Below are 14,142 nucleotides of genomic sequence, written 5' to 3' on the forward strand. Positions count from 1 at the left end.
TCCTTCGGCAATTACTCGGTGACTTCCTCCGGCTCTTTCGCGCCGCGCATCCATTCGACCAGCGGCCAAGCATCCTGCAAGCCTTCCGCCAGGGTCGGCAGCAGTTTCTCGGGCGCATTCACGGGCAGCGGCACTTCGGTCCAGACAAAAAAGCTCTTCAGCTTGATGAATTCGATATGTTCGGCATCCGCGTCAAAGCCTTTCGGCGGGCGCTGCAACTTGCCCTCGTTCTGGATGGTGCCAAAGCGGGCCTTCAAACGCTTATTTTTCAGCACTTTGGAAAAACCTGGCGCATCGTTGACCATGTGCTCGCGCAGCGCCTTCAGGCGACCGGGCGGCGGCATGTATTCGCCGGCGCCGAACAGCAGATTGCCCTGGCCATCGATCTGCAGATAATACGTGGGTCCGCCCGCCTTGCTGGGACGGCGCATGTCGTTTGGCGCGATGGCGGCCGAAAAACGCGTTTTATATGGACTCTTGTCATGCGCGAAACGCACGTCGCGGTTGATGCGGAACAAGGCCTTCTTCGGATTGCAGTATTTCACGGCCGGATCGAACTTGCCGAGTTCAGCAATGAGTGCAGTCACCAGGGCGAGGAATTCCTCGCGCAGGATGTCATAGCGGGGCTTGTTCATGACAAACCAGGGACGGTTGTTGTTGTCGCTCAGTTCACGTAAAAATTGGGTCAAATCACGCACATGCATGTGTCAAATTCCGATCAGCAACTATTTGGAAAGCCCTTTCGGGATGGGGCGCTTGCCCACCATCACGTCGAGTGCCGCTTCGCGATTCTTGCGCAGCACCGTCATTTTAGCTTTTTCGCCGGGCGGCAGCTGGGCGATCAGGTTGAGCATTTCCGTCGTGTCGCCCACGGGCTTGCCTTGCACCGTCAGCAGGATGTCGCCTGGCACGATGCCCGCCTTGTCGGCCGGGCCGTTGCGCACCACGCCGGCGATGATGGCGCCGCTGGTGCGCTGCAAGTTGAAGCTTTGCGCCAGCTCGGGCGTGATGTCCTGCGTTTCCACGCCGATCCAGCCGCGCACCACGTGGCCATCCTTGATGATGGCTTCCATCACCGTCTTGGCCGTCGAAACGGGAATGGCGAAACCGATGCCGACGGAGCCGCCGCTTTGCGAGTAAATCGCCGTATTGATGCCAATCAGGTTGCCGCGCGTATCGACCAGGGCGCCGCCCGAGTTGCCGAAATTAATCGCCGCATCCGTCTGGATGAAGTTTTCAAAGCTGTTGATGTGCAGGTTGTTGCGGCCCAGGGCGGAGATGATGCCCATGGTCACCGTCTGGCCCACGCCGAACGGATTGCCGATGGCCAGCACCACGTCGCCCACGCGCGCCAGTTCCGACTGGCCCAGCACGATGACGGGCAGCTTGTCGAGCTTGATCTTGATCACGGCCAGGTCCGTTTCCGGGTCCAGGCCCACCACCTTGGCGGGCGCCTTGCGACCATCGGTGAGCACCACTTCGATTTCATCGGCGCCTTCGACCACGTGGTTGTTCGTCAGCACATAGCCTTCATGGCTGACGATGACGCCCGAGCCGAGGCTGTTTTTCAAATCGTCGTCATCGTCGCCGTCCGGGTCGCGGTCGCCGAAGAAACGTTTAAAGAAGGGATCGCGCGCCAGCGGATGGGCGCCGCGCTTGGGCACTTGCAGGGTGAGGATGTTGACGACGGCGGGCATGGCGCGCGCCGCCGCGTCGCGGTAGGAACCGGGCGCCAGGCTGCTCGACGCCGTTTCCACCACGGGCACCGGCTTGGCGGGAGAACCCAGCTGCTGTACCCGGCTGGCCGGGCGCAGCGCGCCGTACACAAAGTACAGCGCCAACGCGATCGTCACGGTTTGCGCAAACAATAACCAGAATCGTCGCATACAGTTCTCTGCCCAGGTCAGCCGGCCGGTGCCGGAACGACTTATTTTGCCAGATTGTTGCTGTTGCGTGCGTTCTGCTGCAGGGAGTCGCGGATTTCACGCAGCAGCACGATATCTTCCGGCGTGGCCGGTGCCGGCGCCGGCGCGGCCGGTTCGCTGCGGCGGGCCTTGTTCATCAGGCGCACCATCTGGAAGATGATGAAGGCAAGGATGATGAAGTTCAGCAGGATGGTGAGGAAATTACCGTAGGCCAGCACGGCGCCCGCCTTCTTCGCCTCCACCAGGGTCATCGTCGTGGCTTGCCCATTCAGGGGCAGATAGTAATTGGCGAAATCGAGGCCGCCGAAAATGCGGCCGATGGGTGGCATGATCACGTCTTGCACCAGGGAATCGACAATCTTGCCGAAGGCGCCACCGATAATGACACCGACCGCCAGATCGACGACGTTACCCTTCATTGCAAATTCTTTAAATTCTTGCATCATTGCCATGAATTTCTCCTTCGGATAGGTATAAAAAACATGCCGATCATACTATTGATTCCCAGTGCCACCAACTTGTGGTTGCCGGCAGGACCAATTCGTGCACAGCCGCGCGCATCTAGTTCGAAAGAACTAGCCACCTTCTGCAAAAGTATATAAATTATGGTACAAGCAACGTTTTTGTTTTATTCGTTGTTTGCTTCACTTATAATTTGCGGTTGCCAGAAGTGGCTTTTTCACTTCCGGATAATCAACAAGAAACTGGCACGGGCTGCGCCATTGACCGAAGTTCCGCAGGGATGTTGCCACTTTACCGTACAAAGATGCGGGTTGCGGCAATCGGTGGGAAAGAGCTTCGGCGACGGTTTTTCGCGGCTGCCACTCATAATAAAGATTCGCATTTTGACTGATTGGGGTTTGCATGAGTAACGAAAAGCAGGTCGATTCAGGCCGTCGCGGCTTGCTCGTCGCCACGTGCGCGGCGGGCAGTGTAGTTGGATTGGCAACCGCGGGAGCCTTGGTAAGCACCTTCCAGCCGTCGGAGCGCGCGAAAGCGGCTGGCGCGCCGGTCGAAGTAGACATCACCACCTTGCAACCCGGCGAAATGCGCACGGTCGAATGGCGCGGCAAGCCGGTCTGGATCCTGAAGCGCACGCCGGAAATGATCGCGTCGCTGAAAAAAACCGACGGCAAAGTCGCCGATGCCAATTCCCAGCGCAATCCCGCCGAATTCACGCCGCCGTACTGCATGAACGAGGCGCGCTCGATCAAGCCTGAAATTCTCGTCGCCGTCGGCATCTGCACCCACCTGGGCTGCTCCCCTTCCTCGAAATTTGCCCCCGGCCCGCAACCGTCGCTGCCCGATGACTGGGAAGGCGGCTTCCTCTGCCCTTGCCACGGCTCCACCTTCGACATGGCAGGCCGCGTGTTCAAGAACAAGCCGGCGCCGGACAACCTGCAAGTGCCGCGCCATATGTACCTGAGCGACACCAAATTGCTGATAGGTAAAGACGAGAAAGGCGAGGCTTGATCATGGCTGCTTTCAAAGAAACGAAATTCCCGGCAGACGCTCCCGTCGCCGAAAAAGCGCTGGGCTGGGTCGATGACCGCTTTCCCCTGACCAAGCTGTGGAACGACCAATGGGGCAAGTACTACGCCCCGAAAAACTTCAATTTCTGGTACATCTTCGGCTCGCTGGCCATGCTGGTGCTGGTCTTGCAGATCGTCACCGGCATCTTCCTGACCATGCACTACAAACCGGATGCGGCCCTGGCCTTCAATTCCGTCGAGTACATCATGCGCGAAGTACCGTGGGGCTGGCTGGTGCGCTACATGCACTCGACGGGCGCCTCGGCCTTCTTCATCATCGTCTACCTGCACATGACGCGCGGCCTGCTGTACGGTTCGTACCGCAAGCCACGTGAATTGATCTGGCTGTTCGGTTTCGCCATCTTCCTGTGCCTGATGGCCGAAGCGTTCTTCGGCTACCTGCTGCCATGGGGCCAGATGTCGTACTGGGGCGCACAAGTGATCGTCAACCTGTTCGGCGCCATCCCCTTCATCGGCCCTGACCTGTCGCTGTGGATCCGCGGCGACTATGTGGTGTCCGACGCGACCCTGAACCGCTTCTTCGCCTTCCACGTGATCGCCATCCCGCTGGTACTGCTGGGCTTGGTTGCAGCGCACTTGATCGCCCTGCATGAAGTGGGCTCGAGCAACCCGGACGGCATCGAAGTGAAAGAAAACCTGGGCGCCGATGGCCACCCCGTCGATTCGATTCCTTCGCATCCTTACTACACCGTGCACGACCTGTTCGGCGTATCGATCTTCCTCGTCATTTTCAGCGCCGTCGTCTTCTTCGCGCCGGAAATGGGCGGTTACTTCCTGGAATATAACAACTTCCTGCCGGGCGATTCGCTGAAAACCCCGCTGCACATCGCGCCAACCTGGTACTTCACGCCGTTCTACTCGGTGCTGCGCGCCACCACGGCCGACTTCATGTACGTGCTGATGGGCGCCGTGGCCGCGTATGTCGTGTTCATCTGGCTCAAGTCGCGCCTGTCGACGACGGTCAAGTCCGCCATTGCCGGCATTGCACTGGTCGCCATCGTCGGCATGCTGCCGCAGGTGCTCGATGCGAAATTCTGGGGCGTGGTGTTCTTCGGCGGTTCCGTCGTGATCCTGGCCTTCCTGCCATGGCTCGACCATTCTCCCGTGAAATCGATCCGCTACCGTCCGACCTGGCACAAATACATCTATGCCATCTTCGGCCTGTCGTTCCTGGTACTCGGCTACCTCGGCACCCAGGCGCCAACGGATGCGAAAACCATCGTGTCGCAAGTGTGCACCCTGATTTACTTCAGCTTCTTCCTGCTGATGCCATGGTGGAGTGCCATGGGCAAGTTCAAGACCGTGCCGTCGCGTGTGACGTTCCACCCGCACTAAGCCGCTCTCACGCCACGCTCAAAGGACATACATCATATGAAGATTGCAAAAAAACTGCTCGCCATCCTGGCACTCGTGCCCGCCATGGCTCTCGCCAGCGAAGGCGGCTTTCCGCTGGACAAGGCACCTGACCGCCAGACCAACATGGCAGCGCTGCAGCATGGCGCCAAATTGTTCGTCAATTATTGTCTCAATTGCCACGCCGCCGTGTCGATGCGCTACAACCGCCTGAAAGACCTGGGCTTGACGGAAGACCAGATCAAGAAGAATCTGTTGTTCTCCGGCGATAAAGTCGGCGACCTGATGACGACCAGCCTGGCACCGCAGGATGCCAAGGCCTTCTTTGGCGTCGTCCCGCCGGATTTGTCGGTAATTTCGCGCGCGAAATCATCTTCCGCTGGCACAGGCGGCGACTACCTGTATACTTACCTGCGTACGTTCTATAAAGACGACACTCGTCCGACCGGCTGGAACAACATGGTCGTGCCGAATGTTGCCATGCCGCATGTATTATGGGAATTGCAAGGTGTCCAGACTGCCAAGTTCGTGGAAGAGAATGATCCGCACGAAGCTGGCAAGAAAATCCACAAATTTACCGGCTTCGAGCAGGTCAAGCCAGGTACCTTGAACAAGATCGAGTATGACAATGCGGTAGCCGACCTGGTCGGCTACATGGAGTGGATGGCCGAACCGGCACAGCAAACACGCAAACGCCTGGGCGTATGGGTGCTGTTGTTCCTGTCGGTCTTTGCTCTGCTGGCATGGCGCCTTAACGCGTCGTTCTGGAAGGAAGTCAAATAAGTGAGGCGCCGGCCATAGGCCGGTTTATGCCTGTTTCTGCGTTGTCCGCATGAGTGGACAAGCGACCTGGGGTGAGCCGTTCGCGGCTTCACCCCCTTTGTTTCTAAGGAACTATAAAAAATGATGGTTCTCTATTCGGGTACAACCTGCCCATTTTCGCAACGCTGCCGCCTGGTCCTGTTTGAAAAAGGCATGGACTTCGAAGTGCGCGACGTCGACCTGTTCAACAAGCCGGAAGACATTTCGACCATGAACCCGTACGGCCAGGTGCCTATCCTGGTCGAGCGCGAACTGATCCTGTATGAATCGAACATCATCAACGAGTACATCGATGAGCGCTTCCCGCATCCGCAACTGATGCCGGCCGATCCGCTGATGCGTGCCCGCGCGCGCCTGATGCTGTTCAATTTCGAAAAAGAACTGTTCGTGCACGTGCACGTGCTGGAAAGCGAACGCGCCAAGAGCAACGACAAGGCCCACGATAAGGCCCGCGCGGAAATCCGCGACCGCCTGACGACCCTGGCGCCGCTGTTCCTGAAAAACAAGTACATGCTGGGCGACGAATTCTCGATGCTCGACGTGGCTGTCGCGCCGCTGCTGTGGCGCCTGGACCACTACGGCATCGAACTGTCGAAGACGGCTGCGCCGCTGATGAAATACGCCGAACGCATCTTCTCGCGTCCTGCCTACATCGAAGCGCTGACGCCTTCCGAGAAAGTCATGCGCCGCTAAAAGATATCCCCATAAAGCTGCTGCGCAGCCCGCTCTCGACTTGGCGTGACTCGCCGTACTCAAGTACGGCTGCGTTACGCAAGCCGATATCGGGCTTGCTCGCGACGCTTTCTGGGGCATCTTGGGCCAACTGTATTCTGTGTTCTTTTATCGAATGAGTTGTCCCATCGTTTCATTGAATTACCGGTGCGCCCGCCTCATGCTGACGGGGGCGCTCCCGCCTCACCGTGCCTACCATGTCTGAAATCTCAACCAAACCTTATATGCTGCGCGCCATCTACGAGTGGTGCACCGACAGCGGCTACACGCCTTATCTCGCGGTCAAAGTCGATTCGCGCACCACGGTACCGATGGAATACGTGAAAAAGGGCGAAATCGTGCTCAATATCAGCTTCGGCGCCACCAGCGGCCTGAAGATGGACAACGACGCCATCCGCTTCCACGCCCGCTTTGGCGGCGTCTCGCGCGAAATCTACGTGCCGGTCGACAACGTGATGGCCATCTACGCCAACGAAAACGGCCAGGGCATGGCTTTCGAACCCGTGCTGGGCAACGATGATCCCGACGCGCAACCGACGGACAGCCCCGCCTCGGCCGACGTGCCGCCGCCAGTACTCGCCCCCGCTGCCAGCGGCCCGACCCTGTCGTCCGTGCCGGCCAGCTCCCCCGAACAACGCGACAACGCCACGCCCGGCGACGACGAGCCACCAAAAAAAGGCGGCCGCCCGACCCTGACGCGCATTAAATAGCGTATAATTTGCAACGCGCAGTTTTTGCCGACTTAGCTCATTTGGTAGAGCAGTTGATTTGTAATCATCAGGTGGCCAGTTCGAAACCGGCAGTCGGCACCAGAATTTTGTAGGAAATCAAAGGGTTACCCGCTTCGGCTGGTAGCCCTTTTTTCTTTCCGAAAGGCGTCACTGTCCAGGTAAGCCGCTTTCGTACCTCATTGCTGCACCGCGCAATGACGTCCAACACATTTAAGCGCAAGATGAGCACGTGCTTGCGCAATGCAGGCTCCCGATGTCTGGCTTGCCTACCTGGGGGAATATCATGTCCGCACACACTTACAAGCTGATCGAACTGGTGGGCACGTCCACCGAGAGCAGCGATCAGGCGATACGCGATGCCATTGCCAAGGCGGCGCTGACGGTGAAACATATGGACTGGTATGAAGTGACGGAGTCGCGCGGGCACATTGTCGATGGCAAGGTGGGGCACTTCCAGGTTACGCTGAAGGTCGGCTTCCGGCTCGAATAGCGTACCGCGGCGCATTCACCGCCGCCCAACCGTTCCCCGGCTCTCCAGCCACTCCCGCCCGCCGTTGTCCAGCGCGGCTTGAATCACCTTGTCCGGCAAGCTGTAGACGGTCGCCCAGCTGGCGCGGCCGTCCTGCGTGTTGGCGGGGAAACTGTGCGTTTCGATCGGCCAGTGGTATTTGCGTTTCAGCGCTTTCACGATGGCGGCCAGCGAAACGCGGCCTTGCAGCGGTTCGGCGCCGGACTGGTCGCGGTTCGACAGCAGCACGGCCAGGACCTGGCCGCGGCCCGTGCGTGCGCCGGGGAAGGTGGGGGTTTTGTTTGCCATGGCCTATTTTACCGGGCAAGCCATGATGTGCCGCACCTTTGATCTGGCGCAAGCGCCGCAACGGCGTTGCGGCCACGATGAGCATTTCGCCAGGCGTGCCGGCGCCCCTCCGGCAGCCTGGGCTAGCGACAAGGGGCACAGGAGAACATCATGCACAGCCTGAACATCCACGCCATGCAATGGCAGCCCGTCGCCGATATTTCCGCCGTCCATCCGCTGCTGCCGGACGACCTGGCCTGTTTTCGCGAACTGCGCGACGTGCTGCAGCGCTATGGCGCGCTCGACCGCTTCGGCATTTCCCTGATCCACCGCCATTTCGACATCGCAGACGACGAAGAGCTGATGGAGTACACGGATGCGGCCGCCCGCACGTTGACGGTGAAGCCTGTCAAGAAAAGCGACATCGACTGGCAGCACACGACGATTACCAATTGGAAATTGACGGAAGGCGAGGAAGTGGCGCGCATCGGTTGCGGTTGCGCGCGCAATTCCGGTGGCCACCTCGGCTATCATCGCGCTACCTGAGGCTGGCCGGCGCTGCCCGCCAGGTGGCGTCGGCCTTTCTTACACTTTACCCTCTCCAGCTCAGCCCGCTTTGCGCAAGTGTTTGATTCAATATGCTTTTTTTGTGTGGCACGCAAGCTGCTTATCACTGTCTACGAGATGAGTCCAAGCAAGCCATTCTGGACTCCTTATCCCCCGGATTTTCCGAGACTGACTACGATAAGAGGCTGCGATGAACGTCGATCACACACGAAACAAGACCCTGGGTTGGCTGGGCGCACTGGCGGCGGCAAGTCTGCTGGCCAGTGGTCAGGCGCAGGCGGGTGCGTACGGCCTGGCCGTCAACGAATTGAACAATTTCCGCATCACCACCAGCGCCGGCGCGCTGTCGCTGGCCGGCGCCAACCGCAATGCAAGCGACAGCGCCTTCTTCGAGGGCGGCGTGGCCGTCAATCCGCGCGCCGTCAATACGGGCCCGGCCGCCAACGCCGATGTGCTGCAAGTGTGTTCGGGCGGCGGCTGCAGCGGCTTGCCGCAAAATCACTACGCACCGAGTCCCAGTACCACCCTGGAGTTCGCCCGCGGCGATGCACACGCTTTCGGTAATATGCTCACGGCGGGCGGCTCCACCGTGAGCGCCGTGTCGGAAGCGCAGCGCAACACGGTCGGCGCCGCCACGGCCACGGCGGGCGACACCCTCACCGGTTCCGTCAACCTGACCCTGTCGAGCGCCGGCTTCATCACCTTCAGCTTCATGGGACGGCGCGACCTGCTGGCCAATGTGACGACCATGGGCGACAAGTCGAACGTGTCGATCATGGATATCTTCAATATTTCGTGCAATGCCGCCAGCCCCGCCGGCTGCCTGTCGCATGCGAACGCCGACGGCGTGATCTTCCAGTTCGCGCCTGATGGCGACGCCAGCAATGGCAGCGACATCAACGGCAACCATACGGTTGGCAGCCTGGACCCGTTCAGCCTGAACATGACGGCCGGCACCAACGACCCCGCCACCGGGCGCGCCTTCACGAACGGCTTCGCGATGTTTTCCCTGACCTCAAATTTCGCCCTGCCCGCCGGCAGCTACACCTTGAATTTTTCCAAGTCCACGCGCACCGATATCGTCGTCATCGATCCCTTGCAAGTGCCGGAGCCCGGCACCCTGTTCCTGCTGGGGACGGGATTGGCCGCCCTCGCCTTTACGCGCCGCCGCCAGCCGAAATAAGCATTGGCACGCTCAAAAACACGCGGCGCCCGCAAAAGGCGCCGCGTGTTTTTATGCCAGCCGATGTGTGTTAACCGAGCCGTGCCAGCGCCTGGCGGGCCAGCTGCAATTGCTGCAGATAATAGCGGTGCAGCATGGCGGGGTCGCTCAAGTCGCGCCCCAGTACCAGGCGCAGCTCGCTGGCGGGACAGTCGGCGGCCTGGGTCTGCACCTGGGTCTGCACCTGAGTTCCGAGTTGGCGGGCCAGCTGGCGCGCCGCCTGTTCCTGCGCGGGCCGGTATTCGACGCGCGTGCGCGCCACCTGGAAGCTGGCTTCATTGGCCAGGCGCACCACCTGCACGGGCGCACCGGCCAGACTGCGCGCCAGCGCGGCGGCCAGGCCCGGCACGCCGTTGCCGTTGACAATTTCCAGGCGCGGACGCGGCGTGCCAGCCACAGGCGCAGCCGGCACCAATGGGCTAACGGTCAGGCTGCGCACCGCCGCCGGCACGCGTCTCAGGCGGGCCATGCCATCGCTCTGCGTGATCTCCACGCGCGCCATGGCGGGCACATCGGGCACCGGCGCGGGCACGCCCTGCGGCGCTGCCTCGCCGCGCAACAAGGCCAGATCGCGCCGCACGTCGTGCTCCTGCAAGCTGGCCGCCTGGCGCCGCATGACGGCGGCGCGCTCATACTGTCCCAGCCGTTCCAGTACCTGTGCCAGGTGCTGCCAGGCCAGCGCATTGAGCGGATCGAGCAGGCACGCCTGTTCCAGCACGGGCAAGGCTTGCGCGTCGCGTCCGCTTAAATAATAGGCGTGGCCGAGATTGCTGAACAGATAGGCCTGCTGCGGCTGCCGTGCACCCGCTTCCTGCGTCAAGGCCAGCCAATGGGCGATCGCCGCGTCATGCTCGCCCCGCTGCGCGTGCAGCACGGCCAGTCCGTTGCGCGCGTTCACGTGGCGCGGCGCATGGCGCAAGGCTTGTTCATAAGCCGCTTGCGCCGCGGGCAGGTCGCCCCGCTCGACATGCTGGCGCCCCGCCGCATAGGCGGCATCGGCATCAGGCCACTGCGGCGCCGGTGCATGGGCCAGCTGCGTAGTACAGGCGGCCAGGCCCAGACAGGCGCAGGCGGCGGCCAGGCGGGATATCGTCAAGCGCATGGTGACTCCTTTCAGCGGCTGGCCATGGCCGGCACGAGCACGCGATAGACTTCGATCACGGCCGGCCCCATCAGCACCAGCATCAGGGTGGGAAAGACGCAAAAAATCAGCGGGAACAGCAGTTTTAACGCGATCTTCGCCGCCGCCTCCTCGGCCAGCAGGCTGCGCTTGCCGCGCAGGTTTTCCGAATGCACGCGCAGCGAATCGCCCATGCTGGTGCCGAAGCGTTCCGACTGGATCAGCATGGCGACCAGGGTATCGACGTCTTCCACGCCGCTGCGCAAGGCCAGGTTGCGCAGCGCCTTTTCCTTGGAAAAACCGGCGCGCATTTCCATCAGCACCAGCTGCAATTCCTGCGCCAGTACCACGCTTTTGATGTGGATCTCGCCCGACACCTTCACCAGCGCGCGCTCCAGGCTCAGACCCGCTTCCACGCACACGGTCAGCAAGTCGAGCGCATCGGGGATGTTTTCGAAAATGTCACGCTGGCGCCGCTTGGCCGTGCTGGCCAGCACCAGGTTGGGCAGGTAATAGCCGATGGTGGCGCTGACGCACAGCAGCAACAGCAGCACGCTGCGCAGCTGCGCCGCCATGGCGCTGGCCGCATACAGGCCCAGCACGGTGGGAAACAGCAGGGCCAGCAAGCTTTTCGCCGCAAAGTACAGGGCCGGCGCGCTCGCCTGGCGCCAGCCCGCGTTCATGAAACGCGTGCGCAGCGGCGAGCGCTCCCAGCCCTCTTCCGGCAGCGACAGCTTGCTGAACGGCTGCGCCACGCGCACCACGCGCTCGACCCAGCCAGTATCGGCCACCGCCTCGCTGGCAGCCGACGCCGTGGCGCCGAACAGACGCTGGCGCAAGGTACCGGGACAGAAGATCAGCCACGCCAGCAGGGCCAGCGCCACCACCACGGCAAAGACGATCAACAAAAACAGCAGTTGTGGGCCGGTCATGGCGTTTTCTCCACGTTATATGCGGATGCGGATCACATTGCGCATCCAGACCACGCCCAGCGCCACCATGCCGGCCGCGTACCACAACAGTTTGATGCCGCTGGGATCGGTCCACAGCAGGCGGATGTATTGCGGGTTGACCAGGGCCATGACACCGATCATCACCACCGGCATCAGGCCCAGCACCCAGGCCGACATGCGCCCCTCGGCCGACAGCACGCGCACCTGCCCCAGCAATTTCAAACGGGCGCGGATGATGCGCGCGATGCTGACCAGCACCTCGGCCAGGTTGCCGCCCGATTCGCGCTGCACCAGCACGGCGATGACGAGGTAGCGCAAGTCCGTCAGCGGTATGCGCGCGGCCAGATTTTGCAGCGCCTCGTTCATCGGCACGCCGTAATTGATCTCTTCGTGCGCCGTCCTGAATTCGCCGCTGATCGGCTCATTGAGTTCATCCCCCACCATCTGCAGCACGTTCGAAAACGAGTGCCCGGCGCGCAGCGCGCGGGCCAGGAAATCGGCCGCTTCCGGCAGTTGCGCCTCGATCTTTTTCAGCCGCGCGGCGCGCGCGCGCAGCACGAGCAAACACGGTGCGCTCACGGCACAGGACAGCAGCAGCAAGGCGCCGGGCAAGGGCATGGACCAGGCCGCCAACAGCAGCAAGGCCGCCAGCAGCAAGGCGCCGCTGCCGCCCAGGAATTGCGCCACCGACCAGGACAAGCCCGATTGCAGCAGCAAATGGTCCAGCCGCGCCGCCTGCGGCATGCGCCGCAGCAGCCGCTCCAGGCCGGGCGAACGCGCATAGCGGCGCTGCTTGAGGATGGAGACGCGCTCGCCGCCCGCCTCACCGCGCGCCGCCATCAGCCGCAAGCGCCGGTTGATGCGCCGCGCCGCGCTGCCATGCGTGCCCGACCACCACAGCCAGGCCCCTTCCACCATCAGAATGCAGGCGGCGAACAGCAGCACGGCAAAGCCGTAGAACACCAGGTCCATGATCCCTCCCCCTTACTCATAAATTCGGTCCGGGTCGAACACCGTGTCCGGCACCGGCGCACCGAACATGCGCAGGCGCTCCGTAAAGCGGGGCCGCACGCCCGTGGCGCAAAAGTGGCCCTGCACCTTGCCATCGGCATCGACGCCCGTCTGCTCGAAGCGAAAGATTTCATGCATGGCGATGATGTCGCCTTCCATCCCCGTCACCTCCTGCAGGCTGACCAGCTTGCGCGCACCATCCGTCAGGCGCGACACTTGCATCACCACCGTCACGGCGGAACAGATCTGCTGGCGCGTGGCGCGCGGCGTCAGGTTCACGTTGGCCATGCCGACCATGTTTTCCAGCCGCGCCAGCGCGTCGCGCGCCGTGTTCGAATGGATGGTCGCCAGCGAACCTTCATGGCCCGTGTTCATCGCCTGCAGCATGTCGAGCGCCTCCGCGCCACGCACCTCGCCCAGGATGATGCGGTCGGGCCGCATGCGCAGCGCATTGCGCACCAGCGCGCGCTGGCTCACTTCCCCCTTGCCTTCGATATTCGGCGGGCGCGTTTCCAGCCGTACCACGTGCGGCTGGCGCAGTGCCAGTTCGGCCGCATCCTCGATGGTGACGATGCGCTCGCTGCCGGGAATGAAACCGGACAGCACGTTGAGCAGGGTCGTCTTGCCGCTGCCCGTGCCGCCCGAGATCAGGATATTGATCTTGGCCTGGCCCAGCGCCTGCAGCACCTGCACCATGGGCGGCGTCAGGCTTTTGTAGTCGAGCAGGTTGGCGATCGTCAGGGGCTGCACGGCGAAGCGCCGGATCGATAAAATCGGACCATCGACGGCCAGCGGCGGAATGATGGCATTTACGCGCGAACCGTCGGGCAGGCGCGCGTCGACCATCGGGCTCGATTCATCGACGCGCCGTCCCACGCGCGAGACGATCTTTTCGATGATCTTCATCAGGTGCGCATTGTCGTGGAAGGTCACGTCCGTCAGCTGCAGCCGCCCGCCCCGCTCCACGTACACCTTGTCGCAGGTATTGACGAGGATGTCGGATACGCTGGCATCGGCCAGCAGGGGTTCGAGCGGACCAAAGCCCAGCATCTCATGCTGGATGTCGAGCACCAGGCTGTGCCGCTCGTGCTGGTTGAGGACGATGCGCTCTTCCTCGATCACGCGCTGCACCAGCAGCGCCAGCTCGTGCTTGAACTGCTCCGCCGTCAGGCGTTTCAAGCGTTCCAGGTCGATACGGTCGAGTATCGTCTGGTGCATGGTTTTTTTCAGTTCCTGGTAGGCGTGCAGCGCCAGCGCGCCTTGTCCATTGCTGGCGGGGCGCACCGTTTCATTTGCCGCCAAGCGTTCGCGTAAAGTCATCTCGGCTCCCATGATGGCTCCCGGCGGGAGCCTTGTC

The 14,142-nt window shown here is 61.8% G+C and carries 16 protein-coding genes and 1 tRNA gene; 9 read left to right on the top strand and 8 right to left on the bottom strand.

Going from position 1 to position 14,142, the window contains the following annotated elements; translation table 11 throughout:
* Nucleotides 1–11: 11 nt before the first annotated feature.
* The 3 genes from CBW66_RS18415 to mscL are packed head-to-tail and all read right to left on the bottom strand — an operon-like array spanning nucleotide 12 to nucleotide 2,377.
* Nucleotides 12–704: a DUF2461 domain-containing protein gene (locus CBW66_RS18415; RefSeq protein WP_086139936.1), complete on the bottom strand. Its 693-nt coding sequence runs from the start codon at nucleotides 702–704 to the stop codon at nucleotides 12–14.
* A 21-nt stretch (nucleotides 705–725) separates the two neighbouring features.
* Nucleotides 726–1,886, bottom strand: coding sequence for a Do family serine endopeptidase (locus CBW66_RS18420; RefSeq protein WP_086139937.1), 1,161 nt, complete (start codon nucleotides 1,884–1,886; stop codon nucleotides 726–728).
* Nucleotides 1,887–1,927: 41 nt separating this feature from the next.
* Nucleotides 1,928–2,377 carry a large conductance mechanosensitive channel protein MscL gene (gene mscL / locus CBW66_RS18425; RefSeq protein WP_086139938.1) on the bottom strand — a complete coding sequence of 150 codons (450 nt, stop codon included), beginning with the start codon at nucleotides 2,375–2,377 and terminating at the stop codon, nucleotides 1,928–1,930.
* A 412-nt stretch (nucleotides 2,378–2,789) separates the two neighbouring features.
* On the opposite strand from mscL, the gene petA reads away from it, so the two are divergent.
* The 7 genes from petA (at nucleotide 2,790) to CBW66_RS18465 (ending at nucleotide 7,606) form a co-directional block, all read left to right on the top strand.
* Nucleotides 2,790–3,398 (top strand): ubiquinol-cytochrome c reductase iron-sulfur subunit, encoded by a 609-nt coding sequence (gene petA / locus CBW66_RS18430; protein WP_086139939.1) that lies wholly within the window; start codon nucleotides 2,790–2,792, stop codon nucleotides 3,396–3,398.
* A 2-nt stretch (nucleotides 3,399–3,400) separates the two neighbouring features.
* On the top strand, nucleotides 3,401–4,813 hold the full coding sequence (locus CBW66_RS18435) for a cytochrome bc complex cytochrome b subunit (protein WP_086139940.1): 1,413 nt from the start codon (nucleotides 3,401–3,403) through the stop codon (nucleotides 4,811–4,813).
* A 36-nt stretch (nucleotides 4,814–4,849) separates the two neighbouring features.
* Nucleotides 4,850–5,614 (top strand): cytochrome c1, encoded by a 765-nt coding sequence (locus tag CBW66_RS18440; protein WP_086139941.1) that lies wholly within the window; start codon nucleotides 4,850–4,852, stop codon nucleotides 5,612–5,614.
* 120 nt (nucleotides 5,615–5,734) lie between these two features.
* The gene (locus CBW66_RS18445; protein WP_010394154.1) at nucleotides 5,735–6,346 is read left to right on the top strand and encodes a glutathione S-transferase N-terminal domain-containing protein; all 612 of its coding nucleotides are present in this window, start codon (nucleotides 5,735–5,737) and stop codon (nucleotides 6,344–6,346) included.
* A 236-nt stretch (nucleotides 6,347–6,582) separates the two neighbouring features.
* Complete coding sequence (locus CBW66_RS18450; RefSeq protein WP_070223748.1) at nucleotides 6,583–7,095, top strand: ClpXP protease specificity-enhancing factor; 513 nt, start codon at nucleotides 6,583–6,585, stop codon at nucleotides 7,093–7,095.
* Nucleotides 7,096–7,121: 26 nt separating this feature from the next.
* Nucleotides 7,122–7,197: transfer RNA gene (locus CBW66_RS18455), tRNA-Thr, on the top strand.
* A 202-nt stretch (nucleotides 7,198–7,399) separates the two neighbouring features.
* The gene (locus CBW66_RS18465; RefSeq protein WP_086139976.1) at nucleotides 7,400–7,606 is read left to right on the top strand and encodes a dodecin; all 207 of its coding nucleotides are present in this window, start codon (nucleotides 7,400–7,402) and stop codon (nucleotides 7,604–7,606) included.
* 15 nt (nucleotides 7,607–7,621) lie between these two features.
* On the opposite strand, the gene CBW66_RS18470 is transcribed toward CBW66_RS18465, so the two are convergent.
* Entirely contained in the window at nucleotides 7,622–7,933 is a 312-nt protein-coding gene (locus CBW66_RS18470) for a hypothetical protein (RefSeq protein ID WP_086139943.1), read from the bottom strand.
* Nucleotides 7,934–8,083: 150 nt separating this feature from the next.
* On the opposite strand from CBW66_RS18470, the gene CBW66_RS18475 reads away from it, so the two are divergent.
* Both CBW66_RS18475 and CBW66_RS18480 read left to right on the top strand, forming a co-directional pair.
* Nucleotides 8,084–8,458 (top strand): hypothetical protein, encoded by a 375-nt coding sequence (locus CBW66_RS18475; protein WP_086139944.1) that lies wholly within the window; start codon nucleotides 8,084–8,086, stop codon nucleotides 8,456–8,458.
* Between the two features lie 211 nt (nucleotides 8,459–8,669).
* Nucleotides 8,670–9,662 (top strand): EDSAP-1 family PEP-CTERM protein, encoded by a 993-nt coding sequence (locus CBW66_RS18480; protein ID WP_086139945.1) that lies wholly within the window; start codon nucleotides 8,670–8,672, stop codon nucleotides 9,660–9,662.
* 70 nt (nucleotides 9,663–9,732) lie between these two features.
* Here CBW66_RS18480 and CBW66_RS18485 read toward each other — a convergent pair whose 3' ends face one another.
* From CBW66_RS18485 to CBW66_RS18500, 4 genes are read right to left on the bottom strand one after another with little or no spacing between them, the layout of a single operon-like run.
* The gene (locus CBW66_RS18485; RefSeq protein WP_086139946.1) at nucleotides 9,733–10,803 is read right to left on the bottom strand and encodes a LytR C-terminal domain-containing protein; all 1,071 of its coding nucleotides are present in this window, start codon (nucleotides 10,801–10,803) and stop codon (nucleotides 9,733–9,735) included.
* Nucleotides 10,804–10,814: 11 nt separating this feature from the next.
* Nucleotides 10,815–11,753 (bottom strand): type II secretion system F family protein, encoded by a 939-nt coding sequence (locus tag CBW66_RS18490; protein ID WP_086139947.1) that lies wholly within the window; start codon nucleotides 11,751–11,753, stop codon nucleotides 10,815–10,817.
* A 15-nt stretch (nucleotides 11,754–11,768) separates the two neighbouring features.
* Nucleotides 11,769–12,746, bottom strand: a complete 978-nt coding sequence (locus tag CBW66_RS18495; RefSeq protein ID WP_086139948.1) for a type II secretion system F family protein — start codon at nucleotides 12,744–12,746, stop codon at nucleotides 11,769–11,771.
* A gap of 12 nt (nucleotides 12,747–12,758) precedes the next feature.
* Nucleotides 12,759–14,105, bottom strand: coding sequence for a CpaF family protein (locus CBW66_RS18500; RefSeq protein WP_086139977.1), 1,347 nt, complete (start codon nucleotides 14,103–14,105; stop codon nucleotides 12,759–12,761).
* Between the last annotated feature and the right edge of the window lie 37 nt (nucleotides 14,106–14,142).

The organism is Janthinobacterium sp. GW456P (assembly GCF_002127655.1).
Classification (GTDB): domain Bacteria; phylum Pseudomonadota; class Gammaproteobacteria; order Burkholderiales; family Burkholderiaceae_D; genus Janthinobacterium.

What these genes read in the sequence shown, in the direction of transcription:
- CBW66_RS18415 (WP_086139936.1), bottom strand. Translation starts at nt 704, where the DNA reads ATGCATGTGCGTGATTTGACCCAATTTTTACGTGAACTGAGCGACAAC.
- CBW66_RS18420 (WP_086139937.1), bottom strand. Translation starts at nt 1,886, where the DNA reads ATGCGACGATTCTGGTTATTGTTTGCGCAAACCGTGACGATCGCGTTG.
- mscL (WP_086139938.1), bottom strand. Translation starts at nt 2,377, where the DNA reads ATGGCAATGATGCAAGAATTTAAAGAATTTGCAATGAAGGGTAACGTC.
- petA (WP_086139939.1), top strand. Translation starts at nt 2,790, where the DNA reads ATGAGTAACGAAAAGCAGGTCGATTCAGGCCGTCGCGGCTTGCTCGTC.
- CBW66_RS18435 (WP_086139940.1), top strand. Translation starts at nt 3,401, where the DNA reads ATGGCTGCTTTCAAAGAAACGAAATTCCCGGCAGACGCTCCCGTCGCC.
- CBW66_RS18440 (WP_086139941.1), top strand. Translation starts at nt 4,850, where the DNA reads ATGAAGATTGCAAAAAAACTGCTCGCCATCCTGGCACTCGTGCCCGCC.
- CBW66_RS18445 (WP_010394154.1), top strand. Translation starts at nt 5,735, where the DNA reads ATGATGGTTCTCTATTCGGGTACAACCTGCCCATTTTCGCAACGCTGC.
- CBW66_RS18450 (WP_070223748.1), top strand. Translation starts at nt 6,583, where the DNA reads ATGTCTGAAATCTCAACCAAACCTTATATGCTGCGCGCCATCTACGAG.
- CBW66_RS18465 (WP_086139976.1), top strand. Translation starts at nt 7,400, where the DNA reads ATGTCCGCACACACTTACAAGCTGATCGAACTGGTGGGCACGTCCACC.
- CBW66_RS18470 (WP_086139943.1), bottom strand. Translation starts at nt 7,933, where the DNA reads ATGGCAAACAAAACCCCCACCTTCCCCGGCGCACGCACGGGCCGCGGC.
- CBW66_RS18475 (WP_086139944.1), top strand. Translation starts at nt 8,084, where the DNA reads ATGCACAGCCTGAACATCCACGCCATGCAATGGCAGCCCGTCGCCGAT.
- CBW66_RS18480 (WP_086139945.1), top strand. Translation starts at nt 8,670, where the DNA reads ATGAACGTCGATCACACACGAAACAAGACCCTGGGTTGGCTGGGCGCA.
- CBW66_RS18485 (WP_086139946.1), bottom strand. Translation starts at nt 10,803, where the DNA reads ATGCGCTTGACGATATCCCGCCTGGCCGCCGCCTGCGCCTGTCTGGGC.
- CBW66_RS18490 (WP_086139947.1), bottom strand. Translation starts at nt 11,753, where the DNA reads ATGACCGGCCCACAACTGCTGTTTTTGTTGATCGTCTTTGCCGTGGTG.
- CBW66_RS18495 (WP_086139948.1), bottom strand. Translation starts at nt 12,746, where the DNA reads ATGGACCTGGTGTTCTACGGCTTTGCCGTGCTGCTGTTCGCCGCCTGC.
- CBW66_RS18500 (WP_086139977.1), bottom strand. Translation starts at nt 14,105, where the DNA reads ATGACTTTACGCGAACGCTTGGCGGCAAATGAAACGGTGCGCCCCGCC.